Origin of the sequence: Kribbella sp. NPDC050470, from assembly GCF_044458365.1 — a bacterium.
GTDB lineage: Bacteria > Actinomycetota > Actinomycetes > Propionibacteriales > Kribbellaceae > Kribbella.
In genome coordinates this window covers 58,614-81,788 of record NZ_JBITHV010000016.1, presented here as the reverse complement: position 1 = coordinate 81,788, position 23,175 = coordinate 58,614, and the positions used below count along the sequence as shown (strand labels likewise).

The following is a 23,175-nucleotide window of genomic DNA, read 5'->3' as shown; positions in this document are numbered from 1 at the left end:
TTAGTGGTGGCGCTGGTAGTGACGGGCGACGCGGGCGCGGTTGCCGCAGGCGGTTGAGCACCATTCCCTGCGTGGGTGGTTCTTCACGAAGTACAGCACGCAGCTGGGCGCCTGGCAGGCCTTGAGCTGCAAGGGGTCCTCGCCGGTGAACAGCTGGATGGCCTCGGTGGCGATGGCCGACAGCGACCGCATCGCGGGACTCGCCGTACCGGCCGCGTGTTGTTCGAGGTGTCCCCGGCGAAGGCTGAGCTGGGGCCAGTTGCTGCCTGCGGTGACGGCATGGTTGACGTCCGCGACCGCCTGCTCGACGTCGAGATCCGTGGCGGCGGCCGACCGGGTGTCTTCGGTCAGCAAGGCGGCCAGTCGCCGTAGCGCGTCGCGGAGGGTTCGGTAGGCGGTGAGGTCGGCTGTGACCAACCGACCGGGAACCGCCGGGTCCGCCGCCGGGCCGAGCGCCGTCAGCCAGGAACGCAGGTCGCCGACGTCCACGAGCGCGTCGTACACGCCATGGCGGTCTGCCCAGATCGTGTTCATCAATCGCACCGGCGCCGGCTCGCCGGGCAATGGCAGGGCAAAACTGTGGCTCATCGTCACCTCCGGCTTCTAACGATACTTGGCCTTGTTCCCATTAGAAGATCATGGTTCACTTCTAATGCTAAGGCGTCTTCTAACACATTAGGAGATGTGATCGACGAGGAGGGCAGCTGTGTACGTCGAGGGGCTCTGGCGTTATCCGGTCAAGTCGCTGAGCGGCGAGGCGCTTGGCGAGGCCGGTCTGACCCGGGACGGGGTCGCTGGTGACCGGACCGTCCACGTCCGCGGCCGCCGCGGGCCGCTGACCGGCCGGACCCGGCACCAGTTGCTGACCGTTCCGGCCGCTACCGGACCCGACGGTGTGCCCTTGATTGCGGGTCATCCGTGGCACACATCAGCCGCGGCGGAAGCTGTACGAGCAGCAGCGGGACCGGACGCGGAGCTCGTCGCCTACACCGGACCCGAACGGTTCGACGTCCTGAACCTGCTGATCGCCACCGACGGGGCAGTCGCGGAGCTGGGCGCCGACGTCCGCCGGCTCCGTCCGAACCTGCTGATCGGTGGCGTACCGGCACGAGCAGAGGGTCACTGGCCGGGACACGCCCTGGTCATCGGCGAGGCGGTCATCGGCATCCATTCCACCCGCGGCAGGTGCATCGTCACTTCGATCGATCCCGACACCGGAGCCCAAGATCTCGACGTCTTCAGACGCATTCGTCACGACTTCGGTGGCGAGCTGGGCCTCAACGCCTGGGTGATCCGGCCGGGCCGGGTGCGGATCGGCGATCCGGTGACACTCGAACGCACCAGCGCCCGGCCGCACTCCGTCGGCGGATGGATCGTCGGCGCACCGTACGCCGGCTGACGAAGCCGACTGCCTCGCGGGCGACGCTCAGCCGAGGCCCTTCAGGAGCTGGCGGGCCATCACGATGCGCTGCACCTGGTTGGTGCCCTCGTAGATCTGGGTGATCTTGGCGTCTCGCATCATGCGTTCGACGGGGTAGTCGTGGGTGTAGCCGTAGCCGCCGAGGAGTTGGACGGCGTCGGTGGTGACCGCCATCGCAACGTCGGAGGCGAAGCACTTGGCGGCGGCGCCGAAGTAGGTGAGGTCGGCGTCACCGCGCTCGGAGCGGGCGGCGGCGGCGTACGTAAGCTGGCGGGCCGCCTCGGTCTTCATGCCCATGTCGGCGAGCATGAACTGCAGGCCCTGGAACTCGGCGATCGCCTTGCCGAACTGCTTGCGCTCCTGCACGTACCCGAGCGCGTAGTCCAGCGCGCCCTGGGCGATCCCGAGCGCCTGCGCCGCGATCGTCACCCGGGTGTGGTCCAGCGTCGCCATCGCCGTGCCGAAACCGGTGCCTTCGGCGCCGATCATCCGGGTGGCGGGGATCCGGACGTTGTCGAGGTACACCTCGCGGGTCGGCGACCCCTTGATGCCGAGCTTCTTCTCCGGCGCCCCGAACGAGACCCCCTCGTCGCCCTTCTCGACCACGAACGCGCTGATTCCCTTGGACCGCGCCGCCGGGTCGGTGACCGCGAACACGGTGTAGTAGTCGCTGACCCCGGCGTTGGTGATCCACCGCTTCACGCCGTTCAGCACGTAGTGGTCACCGTCGAGCACCGCGCGGGTCTTCATCGAGGCGGCGTCCGAGCCGGCCTCGGGCTCGGACAGGCAGTAGGAGAACATCGCGTCGCCCGCGGCCACCGGCGGCAGGTACTTCTGCTTGACCTCCTCGGAGGCCGACAGCAGCAGCGGCAGCGAGCCGAGCTTGTTCACGGCCGGGATCAGCGAGGTGGAGGCGCAGGCCCGGGCCACCTCCTCGATCACGATCACCGTGGCGAGCGCGTCCGCCCCGGCGCCGTCGTACTGCTCCGGGATGTGCGGGGCGTGGAAGTCGGACGCCTTCAGCGCGTCGTACGACGCCTTCGGGAACTCGGCCAGCTCGTCCACGTCACCGGCGTGCGGGGCGACCTTGGCGTCGCAGACGTCGCGGACCGCCTCCCGGATCGCCTGGTGCTCCTCGGACAGCGCGTACAGCTCGAAAGAGTTACTCACGAGTTGCACTGTACGACGAACTCCGCGCGAGCGGAGGGCGTCGTACGCCGAAAGTGACCAAGAGCGCACGGGCCGGACAAGTGCCGGTCACCGGCTGATAACCACGATGGGTAGAGTCCCCGACATGAGTGAAGCGACCTCCCGCCCGCTGCGGATCGCCGTGATCGGCACCAGCTACCTCGGCGCGAACACCGCGGCGGGGATGGCCGAGTTCGGTTTCGACGTGATCGGCGTCGAGATCGACGAGCACCGGCTGAAGCTGCTGAACGACGGCAAGGCGCCGCTGTACGAGCCCGGACTGGACCCGCTGCTGAAGAAGCACGTGGAGTCCGGCCGGCTGCGGTTCACCAAGGACTACCGTGAGATCGCGGACTGGGCCGACGTGCACTTCATCGCCGTCGGCACCCCGCAGCTCGAGGGCAGCGAGGCGGCCGATCTGTCCCAGGTCAACTCGGTCGTCGACATGCTCGCCCCGCTGCTGACCAAGCCGACCCTGGTGGTCGGACGCTCGACGGTCCCGGTCGGCACCTCGCAGCACGTCGAGCAGCGCTTCCACGCCGAGTCCCCGGCCGGTACGGCGATCGAGATCGCCTGGCAGCCCGAGTTCCTGCGCGAGGCGCACGGCGTGGACGACACGCTGCACCCGGACCGGCTGGTGTTCGGGGTCGAGTCCCCGACCGCCGAGGCCCGGCTGCGCGAGGTGTTCGCGACCCCGATCGCCGAGGGGTCGCCGGTCGTGGTCTGCAACCGGCCGACCGCGGAGCTGGTGAAGGGCGGCGCGAACGCGTTCCTGGCGACGAAGATCTCGTTCATCAACGCGCTCGCCGAGATGGCCGACGCGACCGGCGCCGACGTGACCCAGCTCGCGGACGCCCTCGGGTACGACAAGCGGATCGGCCGCGGCATGCTCAACGCAGGCCCTGGGTACGGCGGCGGCTGCCTGCCGAAGGACCTGCGTGCCTTCATGGCCCGCGCCGGTGAGCTCGGCGTCGAAGAGGTGATCACGCTGCTGCGCGAGGTGGACGACATCAACCACCACCGCCGCGCCCGGATCGTCGACCTGACCCACGAGGTCCTCGGCGCGGAGTGGGTCGGGCGGAACGTCACCGTCCTCGGCGCCGCGTTCAAGGCCGGCACGGACGACGTCCGCGACTCGCCCGCCCTCGACATCGCCGGCCGGATCCAGCTGCACGGCGCCAACGTCACGGTCTACGACCCGGAGGCGATGGAGAACGCCCGCAAGGTCCGCCCGACGCTGCGGTACGCCGCGTCCGTGCTCGAGGCATGCGAGGGTACGCACGCCGTACTGCACCTGACCGAGTGGCCCGAGTTCCGTGAGCTGGACCCGGTGAAGCTGAAGGAGGTCGTGGACAGGCCCGCGCTGGTCGACGCCCGCTTGCAGCTGGACTCGAAGCGGTGGCGCGCGGCCGGCTGGACCTACCGGGCGCCCGGCAAGCCCTAAGCGACGGTCGCGGTGCGCAGGACGGGTCTCGTCAGTACGACGAAACCCGTCAGCGCAGCCGCGACCGAGATGAACAGGCAGACACCGGTGATGCCGAAGCCGTCCACGTCCGCGAGCGTGCCGAGGACCGGGTTCATCACCACGAGTGCCAGGTTCTGACACAGCACCACGACCGACTGCAGCCGGGACTGGTACTCACGCTCGACCGAGTTCATCAGCAGCGGCAGCACGTGACCGGTGAACGTCCCGACGCCGATCCCGCTGAGCACACCGGCGGCGAAGGCCAGCGGCAGCGGCTCGAGAACCGCCAGGCCGAGCAGCCCGACCGCGGCGACGAGCAGCCCCACCGCGGCGAAGATTCCCGGCCGCGGAAACGCTCCGCGCATCAGGATGCGCAGCGCGATCACCCCGACTCCGAGACTCCGGCTGGCCACCAGCAGGCCCGCGGTCGCCGCGTCCCACCCGTGCGACCGGGCCAGCAGCGGGAACAGCAGCGCGTCCAGCGGCATCAGCAATCCGGCCGCCACCGTCATCATGATCAGCAACGCCCGGGTCAGCGGCCGCCCGAACGCCACCTTGATCCCGGCCGCGATCGACCGGATCATCCCGGTCGGCATCTGGCCGGTCGGGGTCATCGTCTTCCCGAGCAGGACCAGTACGACGATCATCACGCCGAAGGTCAGCGCGTCGAAGGCGGACGCGGCCGCCAGCCCGGCCCAGCTGACCACGACGCCGCCGACCGCCGTGCCGCTGACCGCGAAGACCACACCGGTGACCTGGAAGCTGGCGAGCGCCCGCGGCACCTGCTCCGGCGGGACCAGCAGCCGCGGCATCGAGCGGGACGACGGCAGGAAGAACGCGTCGATCACGCCGACCACGAGGGCCAGGCCGAGCAGCAGCCAGACCGGCTCCCCGACCGCGAGTGTGGCCGGGACGAGGGCGGCTGTGACGGCGAACATCGCCGTACAGCTGACCAGGAGGACGCGTGGTGCGCCGAACCGGTCGCCGACGGCGCCGCCGACCAGCAGCAGGGCGGCACGAGGCGCGGCGGCGAGGAGCAGGACCAGTCCGGCGGCCTGGCCGCCGTGTTGGCTGGCCGACCATCCGATGGCGAACGTCATCGTCAGGTCGCCGAGCAGGGACACGGCAGCACCGAACAGCCAGATCCAGTAGCGGACCGGGATGCGCTGCGTATCCGATTCAGCGGGCGGAGTCACGATCAAGGACCTTAGACGACGTCGGTTGGGATCTCACGACTACCCGGCCATGACCTGTGGAAAACCGGCTGTGATCAGCCTTTACGGAGTTGTTCGGCCCCGTCACGGACGGTGCTTCCCTTGGCCCGGGCGAGATCGGCCAGCGACTCCTGGAACGCGACCATCCGGTCGCGCAGCTTGTCGTCCGACGCGGCCAGGATCCGGACCGCGAGCAGGCCCGCGTTGCGCGCGTTCCCGATCGACACCGTGGCCACCGGGACCCCGGCCGGCATCTGCACGATCGACAGCAGTGAGTCCATCCCGTCCAGGTACTTCAACGGCACGGGTACGCCGATCACCGGCAGCGGAGTCACCGACGCCAGCATGCCCGGCAGGTGCGCGGCCCCGCCGGCGCCGGCGATCAGCACCTTCAGCCCGCGCTCGTGGGCCGACCGGCCGTACTCGATCATCTCCGTCGGCATCCGGTGCGCGGAGATGACGTCCGCCTCGAACGGCACGTCGAACTCCGTGCACACCTCGGCCGCGGCCTTCATCGTCGGCCAGTCCGAGTCCGACCCCATCACGATGCCAACAGACATTGCCCGCTCCTACTCGTCGATGGTGCCGGTCAGGTACGCCGCCGCGTGCCGGGCGCGCTCACGCACGTCGTCGAGGTCGTCGCCGTACGCCGTGACGTGGCCGACCTTGCGCCCGGGCTTCACGGACTTGCCGTAGAAGTGCACCTTCAGCCCCGGATCACGCGCCATGCAGTGCAGCAGCCCGCGGTGCATGTCCTCGACGTCACCGCCGAGCACGTTGACCATCACCGTGTACGGCGCTCGCGCTGCCGGCGACCCGAGTGGCAGGTCGAGCACGGCCCGGAGGTGGTTCTCGAACTGTGAGGTCACGGCACCGTCGATCGACCAGTGGCCGGTGTTGTGCGGACGCATCGCGAGCTCGTTGACCAGCAGGCGGCCGTCACGGGCCTCGAACATCTCCACCGCGAGGATGCCGACGACACCGAGCTCGCCGGCGATCGTCAGCGCGGTCCGCTGGGCCTGGGCGGCTTTGTCCGGTGCCAGGCCGGGTGCGGGCGCGGTGACCTCGACACAGATGCCGTCCTTCTGCACCGACTCGACGATCGGGTAGGCAACTGCCTGGCCGTGCGGCGACCGGGCCACGATCGCGGACAGCTCACGGACGAAGTCGACCTTCTCCTCGGCCAGGATCGGCACCCCGCTGCCGAACGCCTCCGCGACAGCCTCGTCGTCCGGGCCGTCCACGAACCAGACGCCCTTGCCGTCGTACCCGCCGCGGGTGGTCTTCAGGATCACCGGGAAGCCGCCGACCCGCTTGGCGAAGTCCTCGACGTCCGCCGGCGACTCCACCATCTGGTGTGCGGGCGAGGGCGCGTCGAACGTGTCCAGCCGGCTGCGCATGACCGCCTTGTCCTGGGCGTGCACCAGGGCGTCCGGGCCGGGGAACACCTTCACGCCCTCGGACTCCAGCGCGTGCAGCAGGTCGGTCGGGACGTGCTCGTGGTCGAACGTGACCACGTCGCACTCGGCGGCGAAGCGCCGTACCGTCTCCGGGTCGCGGTAGTCGCCGACGGGCGCGTCGGCCACCGCCTGGGCCGCCGACACCGCCGGGCCCTCGGCGAGCACCCGGAGCTGGATACCGAGCGCAACCGCGGTCTCCTGCGTCATCCGGGCCAGCTGGCCGCCGCCGACCATGCCGACGACCGGCGTCCCGACCGGGAGGTCCTTCCGTTCGAACTTCACAGCCTGGAGCCTAATGTCCATACATCAGGTCAGCGGCAGCGGGCCACAGGGACGCGCGGGGGCGCGCGGGCGATTTCGGAGTCGGGCCCGTCGCCGGGTACCGTGGGAAGCTGCCCTCCCGTCGCAGTGTGATCACAGAAGGTTCCGGAGACCGTTGAAGCTCGTCACCACGCTGTACCGCCAGGTCGAGCACCTGGTGCACGAAGTGGCCAAGTTCGGTCTGGTCGGTCTGCTCGGCATGGCGGTGGACCTCCCGATCTACAACTGGCTGGTCTTCAACAACCCGCTGGTCATCGCCGACTCCGGAGTCGGCATGCTGCACCACAAGCCGCTGACCGCGAAGTTCATCTCGGTCACGGCCGCCACGATCGCGACGTACCTGGGCAACCGGCACTGGACCTGGCGGCACCGCGAGCGCTCCGGACTGCACCGTGAGTACGTGCTGTTCTTCGTGCTGAACGGCATCGGCCTGCTGATCGCGGCCGCCTGCCTCGGCTTCTCCCGCTACGTGCTGGACCTGCACAGCTGGCTGGCCGACAACATCTCCGCGAACGTGATCGGCCTGGGCCTCGGCACGCTGTTCCGGTTCTGGTCCTACCGCAAGTTCGTCTTCAAGGAAGAGATCGAGCTCGAGGAGGCCGAGCAAACCCCGGCCCCCGAGTCACCGGCCGCCCTCGACCCCGAGTCACCGGCCGCGCTCGACCCCGAGTCGACCGGCGACCTTCCCGCCGTGCGCTGATCACTCCCCATTGAGCGGTCGGCAGTCCGCTTGTTGGTCGCGGGGCCAGAGGAGGGGCTGGATCGTGGGGTCGGTGTAGTCGGGCGCGTTGGTCTGTGGGTCGGTGCGGACCAGGACGTCGTTGGGGTGGGCGGAGCCGGGGCGCCAGCGGTTGGTGGTGGGTTGCAGGTGGATGGCCAGCGACCGGCGGGGTTCGGTGCCGCGGTTGGCGGAGCTGCCGTGGACGGTGCGGCAGTGGTGGAAGCTGACCTGGCCGCGACGCATCCGTGGCGTGAAGGGTGTCGGGTCGAAGCCTTGCGCGACGAGTGCGGCGTCGAGGGCCGCGCTGTCCTGGGAGAAGAAGTCGAGGCCGGTCACGTCCCACCGGTGGCTGCCGGGCAGGAACGAAACCGCGCCGTTGACCTCGTCGACATCGTGGAAGCCGACCCAGGCGGTGAGCATGGTGTCCGCCGTACAGGACTGCCAGTACTGCCGGTCCGTGTGCCACCCGACGCGTGCCGACCCACCCGGCCCATCGACCGGCTTCCGGAGCAGTTGGTCGTGCCACAAACGGATCCCGTCGGCGCCGGACAACGCAGCGGCTGTAGCGGCGATCGCCGGATGCCGAACCAGGGCCGCCAACTCGTCGACCCGCAGCGACGCGTAGTCGTTCTTCCGCAGTACGTCGCCATCGCTCGGCTGCCACCCACGCGTCACCGGAACATCGGGGAGTTGATGGTCGTGGTCGCCGGCGTAGAAACGCTCCATGCCCCGCTCGGCCGCGTCGAGCACCTCGGCCGGCACGATCACCGGCGAAATCCAGTAGCCGTGCTCCCGGTAGAAGGCAATGTCATCAGGTCCTGGCTGCATGCCTTGACCCTAGGCAGGAGCTGGGCGACGCGGCGTTGCCGATGTTCAGGCGACTGGGCACAATCTTCAGGTGTCTCTGAGCCGACCGGACGGGTTGCGCGCCGGCTTCCACGCCGATGTCCACGACCCGGTCAGCGGCCTCGTCCATGCGGGTGAGCAGTGGGTGCCGGAGCGGTTCCTGATCGAGCCGCACGAGCATCCGGTCTGGGAGATCTACCTGCAGTTGCACGGCGTCACGCGGTGGGTCGCCGGTGGGGAGAGCTATCTGCTGCAGCCCGGGCACCTGTTCGCCGTACCTCCGAAGCTCGAGCATCACCTGGCCGGGGCCTCGGGCAACCATCACTTCTACTTCGCCGCGATCGACCTCGATCCCGTCGTACGGCGGCATCCGTCACTGGCCCTGGATTGGCCGGCGATCGTGGTGCATCGGGAGGCGGGTGAGGTCGCGTATGCGTTCGCGCAGCTCGTGCGCGAGCTGACCACGCGGTACGAGTACGCCGACATCGGCCTGACTCTCGCGGTCGACCACCTGGTGCTCGCGGTCAACCGGGCGATGGCTCCGACCGCCGCGCCGGAACTCGCGATCCATCCGGCGGTGCGGACCGTCAAACGCCTTCTGGACCAGGAGTTCGACCAACGCTGGACACTCCGCCGGCTCGCCGACCGGGTCGGCCTCGCACCGTCGTACCTGGCCGAGCTCTTCACCAGTCACCTCGGCCAGCCACCCCACCGCTACCTCAACGAACGCCGCATCGACCGCGCCCGCCAACTCCTCGACACCACCGATCTCAGCATCACCACCATCGCCCAATCCCTCGGCTACAGCTCCAGCCAACACTTCGCCCGCACCTTCCGATCCCACACCGGCACCACGCCCACCGCCCACCGTCGCGGCTCGGCGGCTTCGGAAAGGCTCGGCTGAGCGGGCTTTCCGGTTGGTTACGGGTGCGGTGGGGGTATAGGCGGTCGGGGGTGGGGGCGTGACACTGGCGGTGTTGGAGCTGGGGCTTGGGGCAAGTGGCTAGGGGAGTGTCATGGCTTTGTTCATGGATGTGCACGAGAGTTTGCCGGAGGGTGCGACGGCCAAGGATGTCGCCGAGGCGCACAAGGCGGACGTGAAGGTGCAGGACGCGTACGGCGTGAAGTACCTGCGCTACTGGGTCGACGAGGCGAACCACAAGGTGTTCTGCCTCGCCGAGGCGCCGGATGCCGAGGCCGCCATCGCGGTGCACCGGGAGGCGCACGGGTTGGTTGCCGAGCGCATCTACGAGGTCATCGAAGGTAGCTGACAGGCGGGACGTCAGATCGTGGCGATCGCGGTGACGCCGATGGCGATGCCGATGACATAGGTGCCCAGGGCCCCTATATCGCGCAGCGGTTAGGCCGGATCGGTCGGCGCCTGGTTGCCGCCGCCGCGGATCGCCCGGTGCCGGGTGACGTTGGCACCCAGCAGGAACAGCAGGATGCCCATCAGGGCCATGCAGACAATCGTCACGGTGCTCATATCAGGACTCCTTCGTACTGGGTGACCAGCCGGCTCACCATCGAGTGGCTGAGCGTGCAGCCCGGCGAGCGGGTCGGTGACGAACAGGATGCCGGTCATGCGACGAGCTTCACTTCGGGAAGGAGTTCGTGACCACGAGCCGCGGTGTCGGCGTCTCCGGCAGCGGCCGAGCGCCAGTGGTCAGCCAGGTGTGCACGCTTCGGCTCGAGTGCGCGCAACGCAGTGCGTCGGCGGTCGTCGTCGTACACCAGACTTGTCAGGGCAGTGATCACGTCGCCGATTGCGTGCGGTTCCTGGGCGTCGAGGAAACGGACTTCGAGGTACGTCGATCGCGGCCGGACCGGCGGGAACATCGTGGTGAGGTGGTCGACCGGACCGCCGGTCACGAAGACCGTGGCACCGGCGGCGAAGGCGGTGTACGCCGTGACCGGGTCGTCGCCGTACAGGAGTCGATCGTCGAAGCCCGTCCGTGCCGGGTCGGTCTCGAGCCAAGTGGTGAGCCGTCCGTGCGGTCCGGCGCTGCGTGCGAACGCGGCGGCGAGGAACGGGCCGGCGAGGTTGAGGACCCGCCACTGCTCGGCGCCGGCGCGACCGGGCCACCAGTCGAGGCAGACCTGGGTGGACGCGGTACGACGCATCATCCGCCGGCCGGCTGGACCGATCGAGTCGAAGTGCCGGTGCATCGCGACGTACCTCGGCGTTGTCAGCTGCAGCGGGACCTCGTGCTCCGGCCGTGGGTCGACCGGCAGTGCGTAGATGCTGAGGTGTTCCGCGGTGAGGTGGCGCTGGAGGTCGTCGGTCAGCGAGCGGACCTGCGTCACCGGGTCAGTCGTGCACGGCAGGCTCAGCTCGAGCTGTCCGCCGGGCTCGAAGCCGACGTACGGCGAGGCGATCGCCGTCGCGGCCGCCTGCCTTACCCGGTCGATCGGTACGGCGGCGCCGGTGGTGCTGTCCGCGACCAGGAACTCCTGCTCCACGGCGACCCGGACAGTCCGGCGACGGCCCTGGGCGAACAGGCCGGCGACGATCGGGCGAAGCTCCTTGGGATCCATGGGTGCTCCTGATACTGTAAGGATTCCTGTCGAAATGTTGAAAGGAATCCTTACGGATGTCAAGAGCGGAGGGGGCAGAGGGCAGGCCGTCAAGACCGTCGAGGGTTGAGCTTGCTCGGCTTGGGCGTAAGCCGTTCATTGCGATCGTCGACCGGGCCAACCGGGCGCTGCAGGCGGACATGGTCCGGCACGGGCACCGCGACGGTCATCCGGAGCTGAAGCCGGCCCACAACGCTGTCTTCGGCACACTCAGCATCGAGGGCTCCCGCGCCGCCGACATGGCGGTCCGGGCCGGGATCACCCGGCAGTCGATAGGTGAGGTGATCCGCGAGCTGGTCGGCCTCGGCATCCTCGAGATGCGCCCCGACCCCGAGGACGGCCGGGCCAAGCTGGTCACCTACAGCGAGCACGGCCGCGAGGTCGCCGCCGACGGGTACGCACACCTGCGCGACCTCGAGGAACGCTTCGCCGCGGAGTTCGGTCCCGAGGACTACGAGACCGCGCGCGATGTCCTGTCCCGCGTTGCCGACCTGCTCGACCGCTGGGCCGCGGAGCGGGCGTCCGAGGCTGCCTCCGGATAAATCACGCGAAAGTGTCCGCGGGCCGTGTGAGGATCGGAGAATGACCGAGCAGATCGCCGTACGACCGGCCGTGCGTGAGGACTACGACGAGTTCCGGGCGCTGTTCGCCGCGGCGCTGATGTTCGAGCCCTCGGCCACCAACGACCTGGGCCGGGCCCTGTTCGAGCCCGAGCGCGCACTGGTCGCGACCGACGGCGACGAGATCATCGGTACGACGCGCGCCCTGACGCGAGACCTGTCGGTGCCGGGAGCGGTGGTGCCGGCTGCGCACGTCACCTCCGTGGGAGTGCGGGCGACGCATCGCCGGCGTGGGGTGATGTCCGAGCTGATCATCCGGCAGTTGCGCGAGGCGCCGGAGGCGATCGCGGTGCTGTGGGCGAGCGAGTCGGGCATCTACGGGCGGTTCGACTACGCGCCCGCCGCTTGGGGTGTGTCCTACGAGATCGATCTGCACAGGGTCGGCCCGCCGGACGTGCGAGTCCGTCCTGGCGAGCTCGGCCTGCTGGCTGCGGAGGGGGCCGCCGAGCAGCTCGCACCGCTGCTGAAGCGCCTGCAGGAACGGCGTCCCGGCGTCTCCGGTCGATCCGGCCTCGGCTGGCAACAGCACCTGGAGGACAAGCCGGACTCACGGGGTGGGAAGACCGCCCGGCAGATCCTGGTGCACCGCGATGAGTCCGGCGCCATCGACGGATACGCGCTGTGGCGCGGCAAGATGAACTGGGACCCGGTCGGCCCGTCGAACGAGGTGTCGGTCGAGGAACTGGTCGCGATCGAGCCGGCCGCCTACCGGGCGCTGTGGCACTACCTGCTCACGCTGGATCTCGCCGCCAAGCTCGAGTACGGGCATGCCGCGGTGGATGAGCCGCTGCAGCAGCTCGTCACCACCCCGACCGCGCTGACCCGGCGGCTGAGCGAGTCCTTGTGGGTCCGCGTGACCGACGTCCCGCGGGCGCTGGCCCAACGCCGGTACGCCGTACCCGTCGACCTGGTGTTCGAGGTGGCCGACGACCTGATCCCCGCGAACGCCGGCCGCTTCCGGCTGACCGCCGACGGCCCGTCCGCACCCGCGAAATGCTTCCAGACCGACGACCCGGCCGACCTCACCCTGTCAGCCCGCGAGCTCGGCGCGATTTACCTGGGCGGCCGCCCGCTCGCCGAGTTCGCCGCCACCGGCCGCGTCACCGAACACCGCCCCGAGGCCCTCACCACCGCCACCGCTGCCTTCGGTTGGCCGACCCCGCCGGTCAGCATCGAGATCTTCTGATCGGCCCTTTCGGGCAGAGTCGGTTCGCATCGAGCCGGCCGGAGTTATCGTCGAACCGAGCCTGGGGGGTGAGGGGGCGGTTCTGGTGGTGACGCGCGAGTTGTCGCAATCGCCTCAGGCGACAGTCGTTGATCCGGTCGGCCTGCTGGCGGTCGGTGGGATCTGTGGACTCGCCTGGGCGGCCGGACTGCGCGGATTCATGGCGCAGGTCGCCGGCGACGAGGCCGGTGTCGATTGGGTCGGCACGTTCGTCTGGATCCTGCTGCCTGGCCTACTCATCGGCGTCCTCCTGGGATGGGCCGAGTACCTCCGCCGCACCGGCGGACGTCCGCACTGGCGATGGCTCGCACTGTCGCCGTTGCTCTTCATGGCCGTGCTGACCCCCGATCCGCTCGGGGTGCTGGAAGACGGCATCGGTGGCGGCGCCATCGGCGTACCGCTGTTCGGCATGCTCGGCGGGTACGCGATCGCCGGCCGCGGTCGCTTGGTGTGGCGAGTGATCGCGGGAGTTCTGGCGTTCAGCGTCGTACCGATCTGGGCGCTGACGGTCGAGTCCTTCGCTCCGGAGCTCGGACTCGAGACTCCGGCCGGTCTGTGGGTCGCGCTGTACTACTACTCCTTCATGGCGGTGCTCATGCTCGCCTGCTCGATTCCTCATCGTCCGGTGGTGGCAGGGTCGGGTAGTCGAGGATCGGGTAGAGGCCGACGGTGAAGCCGTAGGTGGTGTTGCCGGAGCGGGGGAGTTGGTCGAAGTCGTGGATGAGGCGGTCGACCTGCTGCCAGAACTCGGCGGCGCGTTCCTCGGGGATGCGGGCGTGCCGGATGAACGAGCGGAGCTGACCGTCGTCGTACGCGGGGGTGGACTCCTTCGCCGCGACCTCGAAGTCGTTGAAGTCCGGCGGCAGCGGTTCGCCGTCCGGTCCGGAGCGACCCAGGCCGACGAAGAACATCCGCGCGGCCCGGCCGTAGAAGCGCTCCTCGATCGCCCGCACCCGCCGGGTCCGGACCACCCGCAGGATGCCTGCGTCCGCCAGCACCTTCACGTGGTGCGCGACCGTGCTCTTCGGCCGCTTGACCGCGGCCGCCAGCTCGGTGACCGTCGCGGCCCGCTCGTGCAGCAGGCCGAGGATCGTCGTCCGCAGCGGGTCGCTGATCGCCCGGACCTGCTCGGCGGTGGTCAGCTCGATCGTGTCCTCGAGCTCGTAGTCCGGCACCGGCCCCTTGATCGGCATGATCGGATCAGACTAACATCGCCAATCGTTCGAGATATTTGGATCATTGGAGCTGATAATGGCCGAGATCGTGCTGTACCACCACGCCCAGGGACTCACGGACGGCGTGCAGGCATTCGCCGAAGAGCTACGCCGGGCGGGTCACACGGTCCACCTGCCTGACCAGTACGACGGCAACACCTTCGCCACCCTGGAGGAGGGGCTGGAGTATGCGAAGAAGGTCGGCTTCGGCACGCTCCTGGAGCGCGGGGTCGCTGCTGCCGAGAGCCTGCCGGAAGAGCTCGTCTACGCGGGCTTCTCGCTCGGCGTGATGCCGGCGCAGCAGTTGGCGCAGACCCGCCCCGGCGCCAAGGGCGCGTTGTTCTACTACTCCTGCCTGCCGGTGGAAGAGTTCGGCGCGTGGCCGGACGGCGTCCCGGTGCAGATCCACGGCATGGACCAGGACCCCTTCTTCACCGAGGAAGGCGGCGACCTCGACGCCGCCCGCGCGCTGGTCGCCGCGACCGATCAGGCCGAGCTCTTCCTCTACCCCGGCAAGGAGCACCTCTTCGCCGACTCGTCCCTACCGTCGTACGACGAATCAGTTGCCGCCCTCCTCAGGGAGCGGACGTTGGTGTTCCTGGCCGGAATCGAGTGAGGTAGGTGTCAGAGGGCGTGCAGCTTGGGGAACGGGGCGAGGACACGGATCAGCTTGCCGCCACCGAAGTCGACGACGACCGCGTGGCCGGCGTCGACCGTGCTGATCCGGCCCAGGCCTTCCTTGTCGTGAGACACCCGCTGGCCGACCTCGAAGACCTTGATCGGGTCCGGAACACGGGGTTTGAAGGGACTCGTGGACAGGTGACGACGCGTCGTCGCGCGGAATGAATCCATCAGGGTCCCAGTATGCGCCACAGCCCGCCGCTTGACCCTTCTTCGTCAGGAAACCGCGGCTCGGGTGGCCTCGGCCTCGGAGCGAACTGGAGACTCGACCTCGGCCTTGCGGGTCGGGATGAAGGAGGCGACGGCCAGCGCGGCCAGCGCGGCGGCGGCGCCGATGATCAGGACGACGCGGAAGCCGTTCTGCGACGGGAGCGCGTAGCCGCCGAGGTCGATGGTGAGCTGGGCCAGGATGACACCGGCGACGGCGCTCGACACCGAGGTGCCGATCGAGCGCATCAGGGTGTTCAGGCTGTTCGCGGCCGCGGTCTCCGACACCGGCACGGCGGCCATGATCAGCGCGGGCATCGCGCCGTACGCGAGGCCGATGCCGGCGCCGATCAGGACGGAGACGAGGACGAGCTGCCAGACGGCGGACATCAGCACGACGCCGACGCCGTACCCGGCGGCGACGACCACGGCGCCCAGCATCAGGGTGGTCTTCGGGCCGCGGGTCCGGGAGATCTTCGCCGACAGCGGCGCGGTCAGCAGCATCACCAGCCCGGACGGGCCCATCACCAGGCCGGCGCCGAGCATCGACTGGCCGAGCCCGAAACCAGTTGCCTTGGGCATCTGCAGGAGCTGCGGCAGGACCAGTGACATGGCGAACATCGCGAACCCGAACACCATCGACGCGAGGTTGGTCAGCAACACCTGAGGGCGGGCCGTGGTCCGCAGGTCGACCAGCGGCTCCGGAGTACGGCGTTCCCACCAGCCCCACGCCAGCAGCGCGACGACGGCCAGCGCGAACAGGCCCAGTGTGCGGCCGCTGGTCCAGCCCCAGTCGGCGCCCTGCGAGATGGCCAGCAGCAACGAGATCAGGCCGGTCGACAGGCCGACGCCGCCAAGTACGTCGAACCGGCCGCCCGACCGCACCGCGGACTCCGGGACGAGGCGCAGGACCAGGCCGAACACGATCACGCCGAGCGCGGCGGAGATCCAGAACAGCGTGTGCCAGTCGAAGTTCTCGGCGAGCAGCGCGGCCGCGGGAAGTCCCAGGGCGCCGCCGACGCCGAGGGATGCACTCATCTGCGCGGTCGCCGTACCGAGCTTCTCCGGTGGCAACTCGTCGCGCATGATGCTGATGCCCAGCGGGATCACGCCGGAGGCAAGTCCTTGCAGCGCGCGGCCGACGATCATCGGGGTCAGCGAGTCGCTGAGAGCGGCGACGATCGAGCCGGTGACGAGCATGCCCAGGCTGAGCAACAGCATCCGGCGCTTGCCATACATGTCGCCGAGCCGCCCGATGATCGGCGTCGCGACGGCGGCCGCGAGGAGCGTGGCGGTGATCGCCCAAGCGGTTCCGGCGGCCGAGGCGTTCAGCAGCCGGGGCAACTCCGGGACGAGCGGGATCACCAGGGTCTGCATCAGCGCGACCGTGATGCCGGCCGAAGCGAGCACCGGTACGACGGCACCGGTGCGCACAGGCGCTGGTGGCGCCTCCACCGACGAGGGGACTGCGGACATCACGAGCCTCCGAAGGACGACTTGAATAGTTGGTTTATGCAACTAGACTTTAAGTCAGGCAGTTGACTTAAACAAGTCGACCGGGCAGGCTGGACTCAGATCGACGCGGAGGTGCTTTCCGATGGCAGGCGGTGACCGAACATGATGATGGCGAAGGCGGTCCGCTCCGAGCGCGTGAACGCGACCCGCGAGCTGATCCTCAGCACGGCGGAGCGGCTGTTCGCGGAGCACGGGGTGCACGAGGTCTCCAACCGGCAGATCAGCGAGGCGGCCGGCCAGGGCAACAACACGGCGGTCGGGTACCACTTCGGGACCAAGGCCGACCTGGTCCGGGCGATCGTGCGCAAGCACTCCGAGCCGATCGAGGCGCGCCGCCGGGAGTTGCTGGCCGAGCTCGGCAGGGACGCGGACGTCCGCGACTGGGTGACCTGCCTGGTCCGGTCGGCGACCGACCATATGGGCAGTTTGGGCAACCCCAGCTGGCTGGCGCGGTTCAGCGCCCAGCTGATGACCGACCCGTCGCTGCGTCAGATCCAGATCGAGGAGTCGGTCACCTCGCCGACGCTGCGGCAGATCCTCGACGGACTCAACGAGTGCCTGGCGGACCTGCCGGTTCCGGTGCGGATGGAGCGCGGTGACATGGCCCGGCACCTGATCATCCAGATGACAGCGGAGTTCGAGCGCGCGCAGGCCGAGGGCACCCCGACCGCGCGAGCGACCTGGCAGGAGATGGCCGACGGCCTCATCGACGGCATCGTCGGGCTGTGGACCGCGCCGGTGACCACCACATGACGGTTCCGCGGTTCCCGGTGGTGGCGGTCACGAGGATCATCTCGGCCACAACCCCGCCGCGGCACGCTATTCCGGCCGCGTAGGTTCGGGGCATGCGAGAGTTCAGGATCGACGTCCCGGACGAGGCGCTGGACGACCTGGCCGAGCGGCTGCGACGCGTTCGTTGGCCGCAGCAACTGCCTGCAGACGGGTGGGAGCGTGGGGTTCCGGTCGAGTACCTGCGGCAGCTCGTCGAGCGCTGGCAATCCTTCGACTGGCGGGGCTGGGAGGCGCGGCTCAACGAGTATCCGCAGTTCACGACCCGGATCGACGAGCAGACGATTCACTTCCTGCACGCGCGATCAGCCGAGCCGGACGCGCTGCCGCTGATCCTCACGCACGGCTGGCCGGGTTCGGTCGCCGAGTTCCTGCCGATCCTCGGTCCGCTCACCGATCCCGCGTCGTACGGCGGTGATCCGCGCGACGCCTTCCACATCGTCGCCCCCTCGGTCCCGGGGCACGGCTTCTCGGTGCCGCTCGAGTCGCCGGGCTGGAACCACCGCCGGATCGCGAACGCCTGGGCCGAACTGATGGCGCGCTTGGGCTATCAGCGGTACGGCGCCCAGGGCGGCGACACCGGATCGGTCGTGTCGCCACTGCTCGGACACGTCGATCCGGCCCACGTCATCGGCGTACACATCAACGGGGGATTGGCTTTCCCGTCGATCGAGCCCGGCGATGTCGACCAGCTGACCGACGTCGAGCGGGAGCGGCTGGCCGCGGCGGAGCGGCTGCGCGAGGTCGGGACCGGATACGCCGAACTGCAGGGCACGCGGCCGCAGACGGTGTCGTTCGGGTTGAGCGACTCGCCGGTCGGGCAGCTGGCCTGGATCGTGGAGAAGCTCTGGGAGTGGACCGACCCAGCCCGTGCGCTGCCCGAGGACGCGGTCGACCTCGACCACCTGCTGACCGACGCGTCGATCTACTGGTTCACCAACACCAGCGCGTCGTCCGCCAACCTGTACTACGAGAATCGCGTGGCGGCCGACGATCCGGCCGAACCGTCCGGGCCGCCCACCGGGGTGGCGGTGTTTCCGACCGACCCCGCGATCCGGCGGGTGCTAGCGCGTCGGCACCGCATCGTCCACTGGTCGGACTTTTCCCGCGGCGGTCACTTCGCCGCGCTCGAGGCGCCAGACCTGCTCGTCGGCGACATCCGGGCGTTCTTCCGGGAGCTTCGCTGACACCAGGAAGTTGATCAGCGCGCCGTCGCGCTCGACCGTGGCGTCCGGCCAGCGGCGGCGGATCATCCGCAGGGTCCGGTCGTTGGCCGGGCTGACCACGAACAGGAACCGGGTCGCGCCGGCCGCGATCGCGTCCGCGGCGGCGATCGACAGCATCCGTACGCCGAGACCGCGCCGCTGCTCGGGTTCGCTGATGACGGCGGCGAGCTCGGCGGTCTGTTCGTCGTACCCGATCGCCCAGGCCCACATGGCGTGACCGACGACCTGGTCGTCGCGGGTGGCGACCCAGGACTGGCCGGACGGGCAGAGCATGCGCAGCACCAGCGCGGGCCGCGGTGGGCGGCCGATGGCGGTCTGGAACCGGAGGTAGAGGCTGAGGTCGGTCAGCCCCGTGAGCATCGTGGTCAGATCCTCCGCGTCGGGTTCGCCGGCGCGCCGGATCATCGGCCGCTGAGTCTGGTTCACGGATTCAGCCTTGCCTGACTTGGCTGAGTCTGTCAAGCGGACTTATCCTCGAGGTATGACTGCGCAGGTGCCCGAGGCGATGAGCTGGTCGACCGAGAACTGCACGATCTCGCGGACGATGCAGATCCTCGGCGACAAGTGGACGTTCCACGTGCTGCGGGAGTTGTTCGTCGGCGTCCGGCGGTTCGAGGACATCCGGGTCCGGGCCGGGATCCCGCGGCAGGTGCTCACCGAGCGGCTCGCGGCGCTGATCGAGCGCGGCCTGCTGCGGCGGCATCCGTACCGCCTGCCCGGGCAGCGCGAGCGGTACGAGTACCGCCTCACCCAGGCCGGCCTCGACCTCTACCCGGTGCTTGTGGCGATGATCCAGTGGGGCGACCAGTACCTCCCGCTCGACGGCGGCCCACCGATCGTGCCGCAGCATCGCGAGTGCGGTGAGCAGGTCAGCGTCGTACTGCGCTGCGAAGCCGGCCATGAGCCGGGCGCCCGCGAGATCGCGATCCGCCCCGGGCCTGGCGCCAAACCCCGGGAGCTCGCGAGCTAGAGCAGATCGATCGCGTTGCGGATCAGGCGCTCGGTCTCGCGGGGCTGGGCGGCCGAGATCGACAGCGTGTCCATGGTGATCGTGTAGCCGTCGACCTCGTCTCGCTTGTCGACGTAGACCGCGCTGGTGAGGTGCTCGATGTAGACGATGTCCGGCAGGTCGGCGTCGTTGAACCGGAGCAGCGTGAATGCGCCGCCGGTGGCGCCGTACCCGCCGGTCTCGAACGGGATGATCTGCAGTGTCACGTTGTGCCGCTTGGACGCGACGATCAGGTGCTCGAGCTGCGCCTTGAGGATCTGCTTGTTGCCGATCGGGCGGCGCAGCACGGCCTCGTCGATGACTGCCCACAACCGGGCCGGACGCGTCCGCGTGAGCACCTGCTGGCGCGACATCCGCAGCGTGACGAGGCGTTCGCGCTCCTCCGGCGGCATCGGTTTGTCGCGGCCGAGCTGGAACACGGCCCGCGCGTACTCCGGGGTCTGCAGCAGGCCCGGGACGAACTGGAGCTCGAAGGTCCGGATCAGGTCGGCCGCCATCTCCAGGCCGAGGTAGGAGTGGAACCAGGTCGGCGTGACGTCGTCGTACCGCTGCCACCAGCCGGGGTTGTTCGCCTCCCGGGCCAGGTCGAGCAAGCGCTCGCGCTCGGCCGGGTCGTCGAGTTTGTAGAGAGTGAGCAGGTCGTCGACATCGCGGACCTTGAAGCCGACCCGGCCGAGCTCGAGCCGGCTGATCTTCGACTCCGAGCCGCGGATCGCCCAGCCGGCGTCGGTGCGGGTGATGCCGGACTCCTCGCGGAGCCGGCGCAGGTGGGCCCCGAGCATGATGCGCAGCGCGGTCGGCCCGCCGTACGCGCCCGGCTCAGTCACCCTCGCCTCCCCAGATCGTCACATCACGGCCGATCGATCATTTCACAACAGAATGTGACGCGGTCCAGCCCGACGCGCGTGCACCCCGTGTTCACGGCCCCCTACGGTCAGTAGAGTCGTGCCACACACATCCCGACAGCTGCGAGGTTCGCCGATGCCCGATGCCACCAAGGCGCCCAGTTCGATTCCGGTGGGCGTGGACACCACCCGGGCCAGCATCGCGCGGGTGTACGACGCCGCGCTGAACGGCAAGGACAACTACGAGATCGACCGTGAGGTGCTGCGCCAGGTGGCCACCGTGGCCCCGCAGGTGAACGACCTCGCCTGGTCGAACCGGAACTTCCTGATCCGGGCCTGCCGCTTCCTGGCCGGTCAGGCGGGTATCACGCAGTACCTCGACTGCGGCTCCGGCCTGCCGACCGCGGAGAACACCCACCAGGTCGTGCAGCGGCTCCTGCCCGAGGCGAAGGTGCTGTACATCGACAACGACCCGGTGGTGCTCGCGCACGGCCGCGCGCTGCTGGAGGAGAACGAGAACACGCTGTTCGTCAGCGCCGACATCTTCGAGCCCGACGAGGTGCTCGGGCTGCCGGAGGTGAAGGACTTCCTCGACTTCTCGCAGCCGATCGCCGTGATCCAGAACGGCACCTTGCACCACTACATCGGCGACGACGGTCCCGCCATCATGCAGAAGTACGTCGACGCCGTGGTGCCGGGGTCGTACACCGTGATCGCGCACTTCTTCGACCCGCAGACTCCGGAGCACTCCGAGATCGCGCGCAAGATGGAGGAGAAGTTCACGCACAGCCCGATGGGTAGCGGCGTCTTCCGCACCCGCGAGCAACTGCTGGAGCTGTTCCCCGACCAGGAATTGATCCCACCCGGCCTGGTGCTCTGCGACGACTGGTGGCCGGACGGCCCCCGGGTCAAGCCGCTGAACCAGGTCGAGGAGTGCATCGTCGGCGGCGTCGGCCGCAAGCTCTGAGTCAGGGCTGGGCAGGAAGTCAGACGTGTTCGGAGACGAGGACGGCTGAGGTGTTCTCTTCGAGGGCTTGGAAGATGTGGGGGTGGTCGCCGGGGTAGGCGACGTAGTCTCCTGGGCTCAGTTCGATGGGGGAGTCGGTGGGGCCGACGAGGGCTCGGCCGGAGCTGAGGACCACGTGCTCGACGACGCCGGGCATGTGGGGTTCGGACTTGCGGCCGGGGCCGGGGGAGACGGTGATGCGGTAGATGTCGCGGCGCGCGTTCGGGGGGCAGGAGGCGACCAGGGTGGCCGCGTACTCGGCCTGGTCGGAGTAGATCACCGGGCCCTCGCCGGCGCGGATCACCTGGACCTTGGGGCGCGGCGGGTCGAGCAGGGCGGCGAACGGGGTGTCGAGCGCGACCGCCAGCGCCCACAGGGTCTCGACGCTCGGGTTGCCGGTGCCGGACTCCAGTTGGGACAGCGTCGACTTCGCGACGCCGGCGCGCTTCGCGACCTCGGTCAGCGACAGTCCCGCACGCGCCCGGTGCCGGCGCAGCGAGGCCGCGATGACGTCGAGTGGTGCCTTGCCGGGCATGGTGCTGTCCATCGATGTTCGCTCCATCGGTCCAATTGTTCGGCTTGACGAACGGGCGGCCTGTTGTTCATCATAATGCCCATGCGTTCGATCTGGCGAACACTCGACCGTCGGCTGGCCCGGGACATCGGGCTGGTCTGTCTCGCCGACGGCGTGGTCGGGCTCTCGTACGGCGCGATCAGCGTCGGCGGCGGCCTTCCGCTGTGGGTGCCGGTGGTGCTCTCGATCGTGGTGTTCGCCGGCGCCTCGCAGTTCCTGTTCGTCGGGATCGTCGCGGCCGGCGGCAGCCCGATCGCGGCGATGATCGCCGGGCTGCTGGTGAACAGCCGGCACGTCGCGTTCGGCCTGGCGGTCAGCGACGTGATCGGCAGCGGCTGGCGCCGGGTGCCGGGCAGCCACCTGATGACCGACGAGAACGTCGCCTTCGCCCTCGGGCAGGACGAGCCCCGGCAGCGGCGGGCGGCGTACTGGGCTGCCGGGATCGGGATCTTCGTCTGCTGGAACCTCGGCGTCCTGGTCGGCGGCCTGGCCGGCACCGTGATCACCGACACCGACGTGTTCGGACTGGACGCCGCCTTCCCGGCCGTGCTTCTCGCGCTGGTCCTGCCGGCCCTCCGCGACAAGGCGACACGTACGGCGGCCCTGGTCGGGATCGTGGTCGCGCTCGCTGCCACGCCGTTCCTGCCGGCCGGCCTCCCGGTCCTGCTCGCCCTGGTCGGCTTGCTGTTCTACCGCGCGGAAAAGCCTGCGCTGGAGGTGGCCCGATGATGACGAACACCCCCGTGTTGCTCGCAGCCATCGCGGTGCTTGCTGTTGGCACCTTCTCGTTGCGGTTCGCGGGGCCGTTGATGCGGAGCCGGTTCGAGGTGCCGGAGCGGGCTCAGCAGTTCATCGCTGCCGCGGCGGTCGTCCTGCTCGCTGCGCTGGTGGCGACGGCGGCCCTGATGGACGGCCACGGGCCGGCCGGGGTCGCCCGTCCCGCCGGTGTGCTGGTCGGCGGCGTGCTGGCCTGGCGGAAGGCGCCGTTCGTCCTCGTCGTGGTGGCCGCCGCCGCGACCGCGGCGGGTCTGCGGTTGCTCGGCGTACCCTGA

28 protein-coding genes and 1 pseudogene are annotated in these 23,175 nt (G+C 69.5%); 15 read left to right on the top strand and 14 right to left on the bottom strand.

What is annotated here, in order from left to right:
• Positions 1-588, bottom strand: coding sequence for a CGNR zinc finger domain-containing protein (locus ACIBGM_RS40080; protein ID WP_360521880.1), 588 nt, complete (start codon positions 586-588; stop codon positions 1-3).
• Positions 589-706: 118 nt separating this feature from the next.
• Here ACIBGM_RS40080 and ACIBGM_RS40075 point away from each other — a divergent pair, with 118 nt between their 5' ends.
• Positions 707-1,399, top strand: a complete 693-nt coding sequence (locus tag ACIBGM_RS40075; RefSeq protein ID WP_360521877.1) for an MOSC domain-containing protein — start codon at positions 707-709, stop codon at positions 1,397-1,399.
• Positions 1,400-1,426: 27 nt separating this feature from the next.
• Here ACIBGM_RS40075 and ACIBGM_RS40070 read toward each other — a convergent pair whose 3' ends face one another.
• Complete coding sequence (locus ACIBGM_RS40070) at positions 1,427-2,590, bottom strand: acyl-CoA dehydrogenase family protein (protein ID WP_396388528.1); 1,164 nt, start codon at positions 2,588-2,590, stop codon at positions 1,427-1,429.
• A 124-nt stretch (positions 2,591-2,714) separates the two neighbouring features.
• Between ACIBGM_RS40070 and ACIBGM_RS40065 the strand changes: the two genes are divergently transcribed.
• Positions 2,715-4,052 carry a UDP-glucose dehydrogenase family protein gene (locus ACIBGM_RS40065; RefSeq protein WP_396388527.1) on the top strand — a complete coding sequence of 446 codons (1,338 nt, stop codon included), beginning with the start codon at positions 2,715-2,717 and terminating at the stop codon, positions 4,050-4,052.
• Here ACIBGM_RS40065 and ACIBGM_RS40060 read toward each other — a convergent pair.
• From ACIBGM_RS40060 to ACIBGM_RS40050, 3 genes are all read right to left on the bottom strand, one after another.
• The gene (locus ACIBGM_RS40060) at positions 4,049-5,269 is read right to left on the bottom strand and encodes an MFS transporter (RefSeq protein ID WP_396388526.1); all 1,221 of its coding nucleotides are present in this window, start codon (positions 5,267-5,269) and stop codon (positions 4,049-4,051) included. The two genes, ACIBGM_RS40065 and ACIBGM_RS40060, sit on opposite strands and share 4 nt — an antisense overlap.
• Positions 5,270-5,343: 74 nt before the next feature.
• Positions 5,344-5,847, bottom strand: coding sequence for a 5-(carboxyamino)imidazole ribonucleotide mutase (purE, locus tag ACIBGM_RS40055; RefSeq protein WP_396388525.1), 504 nt, complete (start codon positions 5,845-5,847; stop codon positions 5,344-5,346).
• Between the two features lie 9 nt (positions 5,848-5,856).
• Positions 5,857-7,029, bottom strand: a complete 1,173-nt coding sequence (locus tag ACIBGM_RS40050) for a 5-(carboxyamino)imidazole ribonucleotide synthase (protein WP_396388524.1) — start codon at positions 7,027-7,029, stop codon at positions 5,857-5,859.
• A gap of 154 nt (positions 7,030-7,183) precedes the next feature.
• Between ACIBGM_RS40050 and ACIBGM_RS40045 the strand changes: the two genes are divergently transcribed.
• A complete protein-coding gene (locus ACIBGM_RS40045; protein WP_360521859.1) occupies positions 7,184-7,768 on the top strand; it encodes a GtrA family protein in 585 nt (194 codons plus the stop codon).
• Here the strand turns inward: ACIBGM_RS40045 and ACIBGM_RS40040 are convergent, their stop codons facing one another.
• The gene (locus tag ACIBGM_RS40040) at positions 7,769-8,617 is read right to left on the bottom strand and encodes a phytanoyl-CoA dioxygenase family protein (protein ID WP_396388523.1); all 849 of its coding nucleotides are present in this window, start codon (positions 8,615-8,617) and stop codon (positions 7,769-7,771) included.
• Positions 8,618-8,687: 70 nt separating this feature from the next.
• Between ACIBGM_RS40040 and ACIBGM_RS40035 the strand changes: the two genes are divergently transcribed.
• Both ACIBGM_RS40035 and ACIBGM_RS40030 read left to right on the top strand, forming a co-directional pair.
• Positions 8,688-9,539 carry a helix-turn-helix domain-containing protein gene (locus ACIBGM_RS40035; RefSeq protein WP_396388522.1) on the top strand — a complete coding sequence of 284 codons (852 nt, stop codon included), beginning with the start codon at positions 8,688-8,690 and terminating at the stop codon, positions 9,537-9,539.
• Between the two features lie 112 nt (positions 9,540-9,651).
• Positions 9,652-9,906, top strand: coding sequence for a DUF4242 domain-containing protein (locus ACIBGM_RS40030; RefSeq protein WP_360521850.1), 255 nt, complete (start codon positions 9,652-9,654; stop codon positions 9,904-9,906).
• Positions 9,907-9,995: 89 nt separating this feature from the next.
• On the opposite strand, the gene ACIBGM_RS40025 is transcribed toward ACIBGM_RS40030, so the two are convergent.
• Positions 9,996-10,220, bottom strand: coding sequence for a hypothetical protein (locus ACIBGM_RS40025; protein WP_396388521.1), 225 nt, complete (start codon positions 10,218-10,220; stop codon positions 9,996-9,998).
• Positions 10,217-11,173: a glutamate-cysteine ligase family protein gene (locus ACIBGM_RS40020; RefSeq protein ID WP_396388520.1), complete on the bottom strand. Its 957-nt coding sequence runs from the start codon at positions 11,171-11,173 to the stop codon at positions 10,217-10,219. The genes ACIBGM_RS40025 and ACIBGM_RS40020 overlap by 4 nt, the downstream gene beginning before the upstream one ends.
• 56 nt (positions 11,174-11,229) lie before the next feature.
• Here ACIBGM_RS40020 and ACIBGM_RS40015 point away from each other — a divergent pair, with 56 nt between their 5' ends.
• The 3 genes from ACIBGM_RS40015 (at position 11,230) to ACIBGM_RS40005 (ending at position 13,730) form a co-directional block, all read left to right on the top strand.
• Positions 11,230-11,754, top strand: a complete 525-nt coding sequence (locus tag ACIBGM_RS40015) for a MarR family winged helix-turn-helix transcriptional regulator (RefSeq protein WP_360521841.1) — start codon at positions 11,230-11,232, stop codon at positions 11,752-11,754.
• A gap of 40 nt (positions 11,755-11,794) precedes the next feature.
• Positions 11,795-13,018 carry a GNAT family N-acetyltransferase gene (locus tag ACIBGM_RS40010; RefSeq protein ID WP_360521838.1) on the top strand — a complete coding sequence of 408 codons (1,224 nt, stop codon included), beginning with the start codon at positions 11,795-11,797 and terminating at the stop codon, positions 13,016-13,018.
• Between the two features lie 88 nt (positions 13,019-13,106).
• The gene (locus ACIBGM_RS40005; protein WP_360521835.1) at positions 13,107-13,730 is read left to right on the top strand and encodes a hypothetical protein; all 624 of its coding nucleotides are present in this window, start codon (positions 13,107-13,109) and stop codon (positions 13,728-13,730) included.
• On the opposite strand, the gene ACIBGM_RS40000 is transcribed toward ACIBGM_RS40005, so the two are convergent.
• Positions 13,651-14,250, bottom strand: a complete 600-nt coding sequence (locus ACIBGM_RS40000) for a winged helix-turn-helix domain-containing protein (RefSeq protein ID WP_360521832.1) — start codon at positions 14,248-14,250, stop codon at positions 13,651-13,653. The genes ACIBGM_RS40005 and ACIBGM_RS40000 overlap by 80 nt on opposite strands.
• A gap of 58 nt (positions 14,251-14,308) precedes the next feature.
• Between ACIBGM_RS40000 and ACIBGM_RS39995 the strand changes: the two genes are divergently transcribed.
• Complete coding sequence (locus tag ACIBGM_RS39995) at positions 14,309-14,887, top strand: dienelactone hydrolase family protein (RefSeq protein ID WP_360521829.1); 579 nt, start codon at positions 14,309-14,311, stop codon at positions 14,885-14,887.
• 8 nt (positions 14,888-14,895) lie between these two features.
• Here ACIBGM_RS39995 and ACIBGM_RS39990 read toward each other — a convergent pair whose 3' ends face one another.
• Both ACIBGM_RS39990 and ACIBGM_RS39985 read right to left on the bottom strand, forming a co-directional pair.
• Positions 14,896-15,123, bottom strand: coding sequence for a hypothetical protein (locus tag ACIBGM_RS39990; RefSeq protein WP_360521826.1), 228 nt, complete (start codon positions 15,121-15,123; stop codon positions 14,896-14,898).
• A gap of 45 nt (positions 15,124-15,168) precedes the next feature.
• Positions 15,169-16,635, bottom strand: a complete 1,467-nt coding sequence (locus ACIBGM_RS39985) for an MFS transporter (protein WP_360521823.1) — start codon at positions 16,633-16,635, stop codon at positions 15,169-15,171.
• A gap of 141 nt (positions 16,636-16,776) precedes the next feature.
• On the opposite strand from ACIBGM_RS39985, the gene ACIBGM_RS39980 reads away from it, so the two are divergent.
• Together ACIBGM_RS39980 and ACIBGM_RS39975 are read left to right on the top strand one after the other, a co-directional pair.
• Complete coding sequence (locus ACIBGM_RS39980) at positions 16,777-17,427, top strand: TetR/AcrR family transcriptional regulator (protein ID WP_396388519.1); 651 nt, start codon at positions 16,777-16,779, stop codon at positions 17,425-17,427.
• A gap of 92 nt (positions 17,428-17,519) precedes the next feature.
• Positions 17,520-18,650, top strand: a complete 1,131-nt coding sequence (locus tag ACIBGM_RS39975) for an epoxide hydrolase family protein (protein ID WP_360521817.1) — start codon at positions 17,520-17,522, stop codon at positions 18,648-18,650.
• Between the two features lie 69 nt (positions 18,651-18,719).
• Here the strand turns inward: ACIBGM_RS39975 and ACIBGM_RS39970 are convergent.
• Positions 18,720-18,962 (bottom strand): annotated as a pseudogene (locus tag ACIBGM_RS39970) (GNAT family N-acetyltransferase); the annotation flags it as partial.
• Between the two features lie 208 nt (positions 18,963-19,170).
• Here ACIBGM_RS39970 and ACIBGM_RS39965 point away from each other — a divergent pair.
• Positions 19,171-19,659, top strand: coding sequence for a helix-turn-helix domain-containing protein (locus ACIBGM_RS39965; RefSeq protein ID WP_360521814.1), 489 nt, complete (start codon positions 19,171-19,173; stop codon positions 19,657-19,659).
• Here the strand turns inward: ACIBGM_RS39965 and ACIBGM_RS39960 are convergent.
• A complete protein-coding gene (locus ACIBGM_RS39960; protein ID WP_360521811.1) occupies positions 19,656-20,525 on the bottom strand; it encodes a helix-turn-helix transcriptional regulator in 870 nt (289 codons plus the stop codon). The two genes, ACIBGM_RS39965 and ACIBGM_RS39960, sit on opposite strands and share 4 nt — an antisense overlap.
• A gap of 154 nt (positions 20,526-20,679) precedes the next feature.
• Between ACIBGM_RS39960 and ACIBGM_RS39955 the strand changes: the two genes are divergently transcribed.
• Positions 20,680-21,510, top strand: coding sequence for an SAM-dependent methyltransferase (locus ACIBGM_RS39955; protein ID WP_360521808.1), 831 nt, complete (start codon positions 20,680-20,682; stop codon positions 21,508-21,510).
• Positions 21,511-21,529: 19 nt separating this feature from the next.
• On the opposite strand, the gene ACIBGM_RS39950 is transcribed toward ACIBGM_RS39955, so the two are convergent.
• The gene (locus ACIBGM_RS39950; RefSeq protein ID WP_360521805.1) at positions 21,530-22,111 is read right to left on the bottom strand and encodes an XRE family transcriptional regulator; all 582 of its coding nucleotides are present in this window, start codon (positions 22,109-22,111) and stop codon (positions 21,530-21,532) included.
• A gap of 54 nt (positions 22,112-22,165) precedes the next feature.
• Here ACIBGM_RS39950 and ACIBGM_RS39945 point away from each other — a divergent pair, with 54 nt between their 5' ends.
• Together ACIBGM_RS39945 and ACIBGM_RS39940 are read left to right on the top strand one after the other, a co-directional pair.
• The gene (locus tag ACIBGM_RS39945; RefSeq protein WP_360521802.1) at positions 22,166-22,852 is read left to right on the top strand and encodes an AzlC family ABC transporter permease; all 687 of its coding nucleotides are present in this window, start codon (positions 22,166-22,168) and stop codon (positions 22,850-22,852) included.
• Entirely contained in the window at positions 22,852-23,175 is a 324-nt protein-coding gene (locus ACIBGM_RS39940) for an AzlD domain-containing protein (RefSeq protein WP_360521799.1), read from the top strand. The genes ACIBGM_RS39945 and ACIBGM_RS39940 overlap by 1 nt, the downstream gene beginning before the upstream one ends.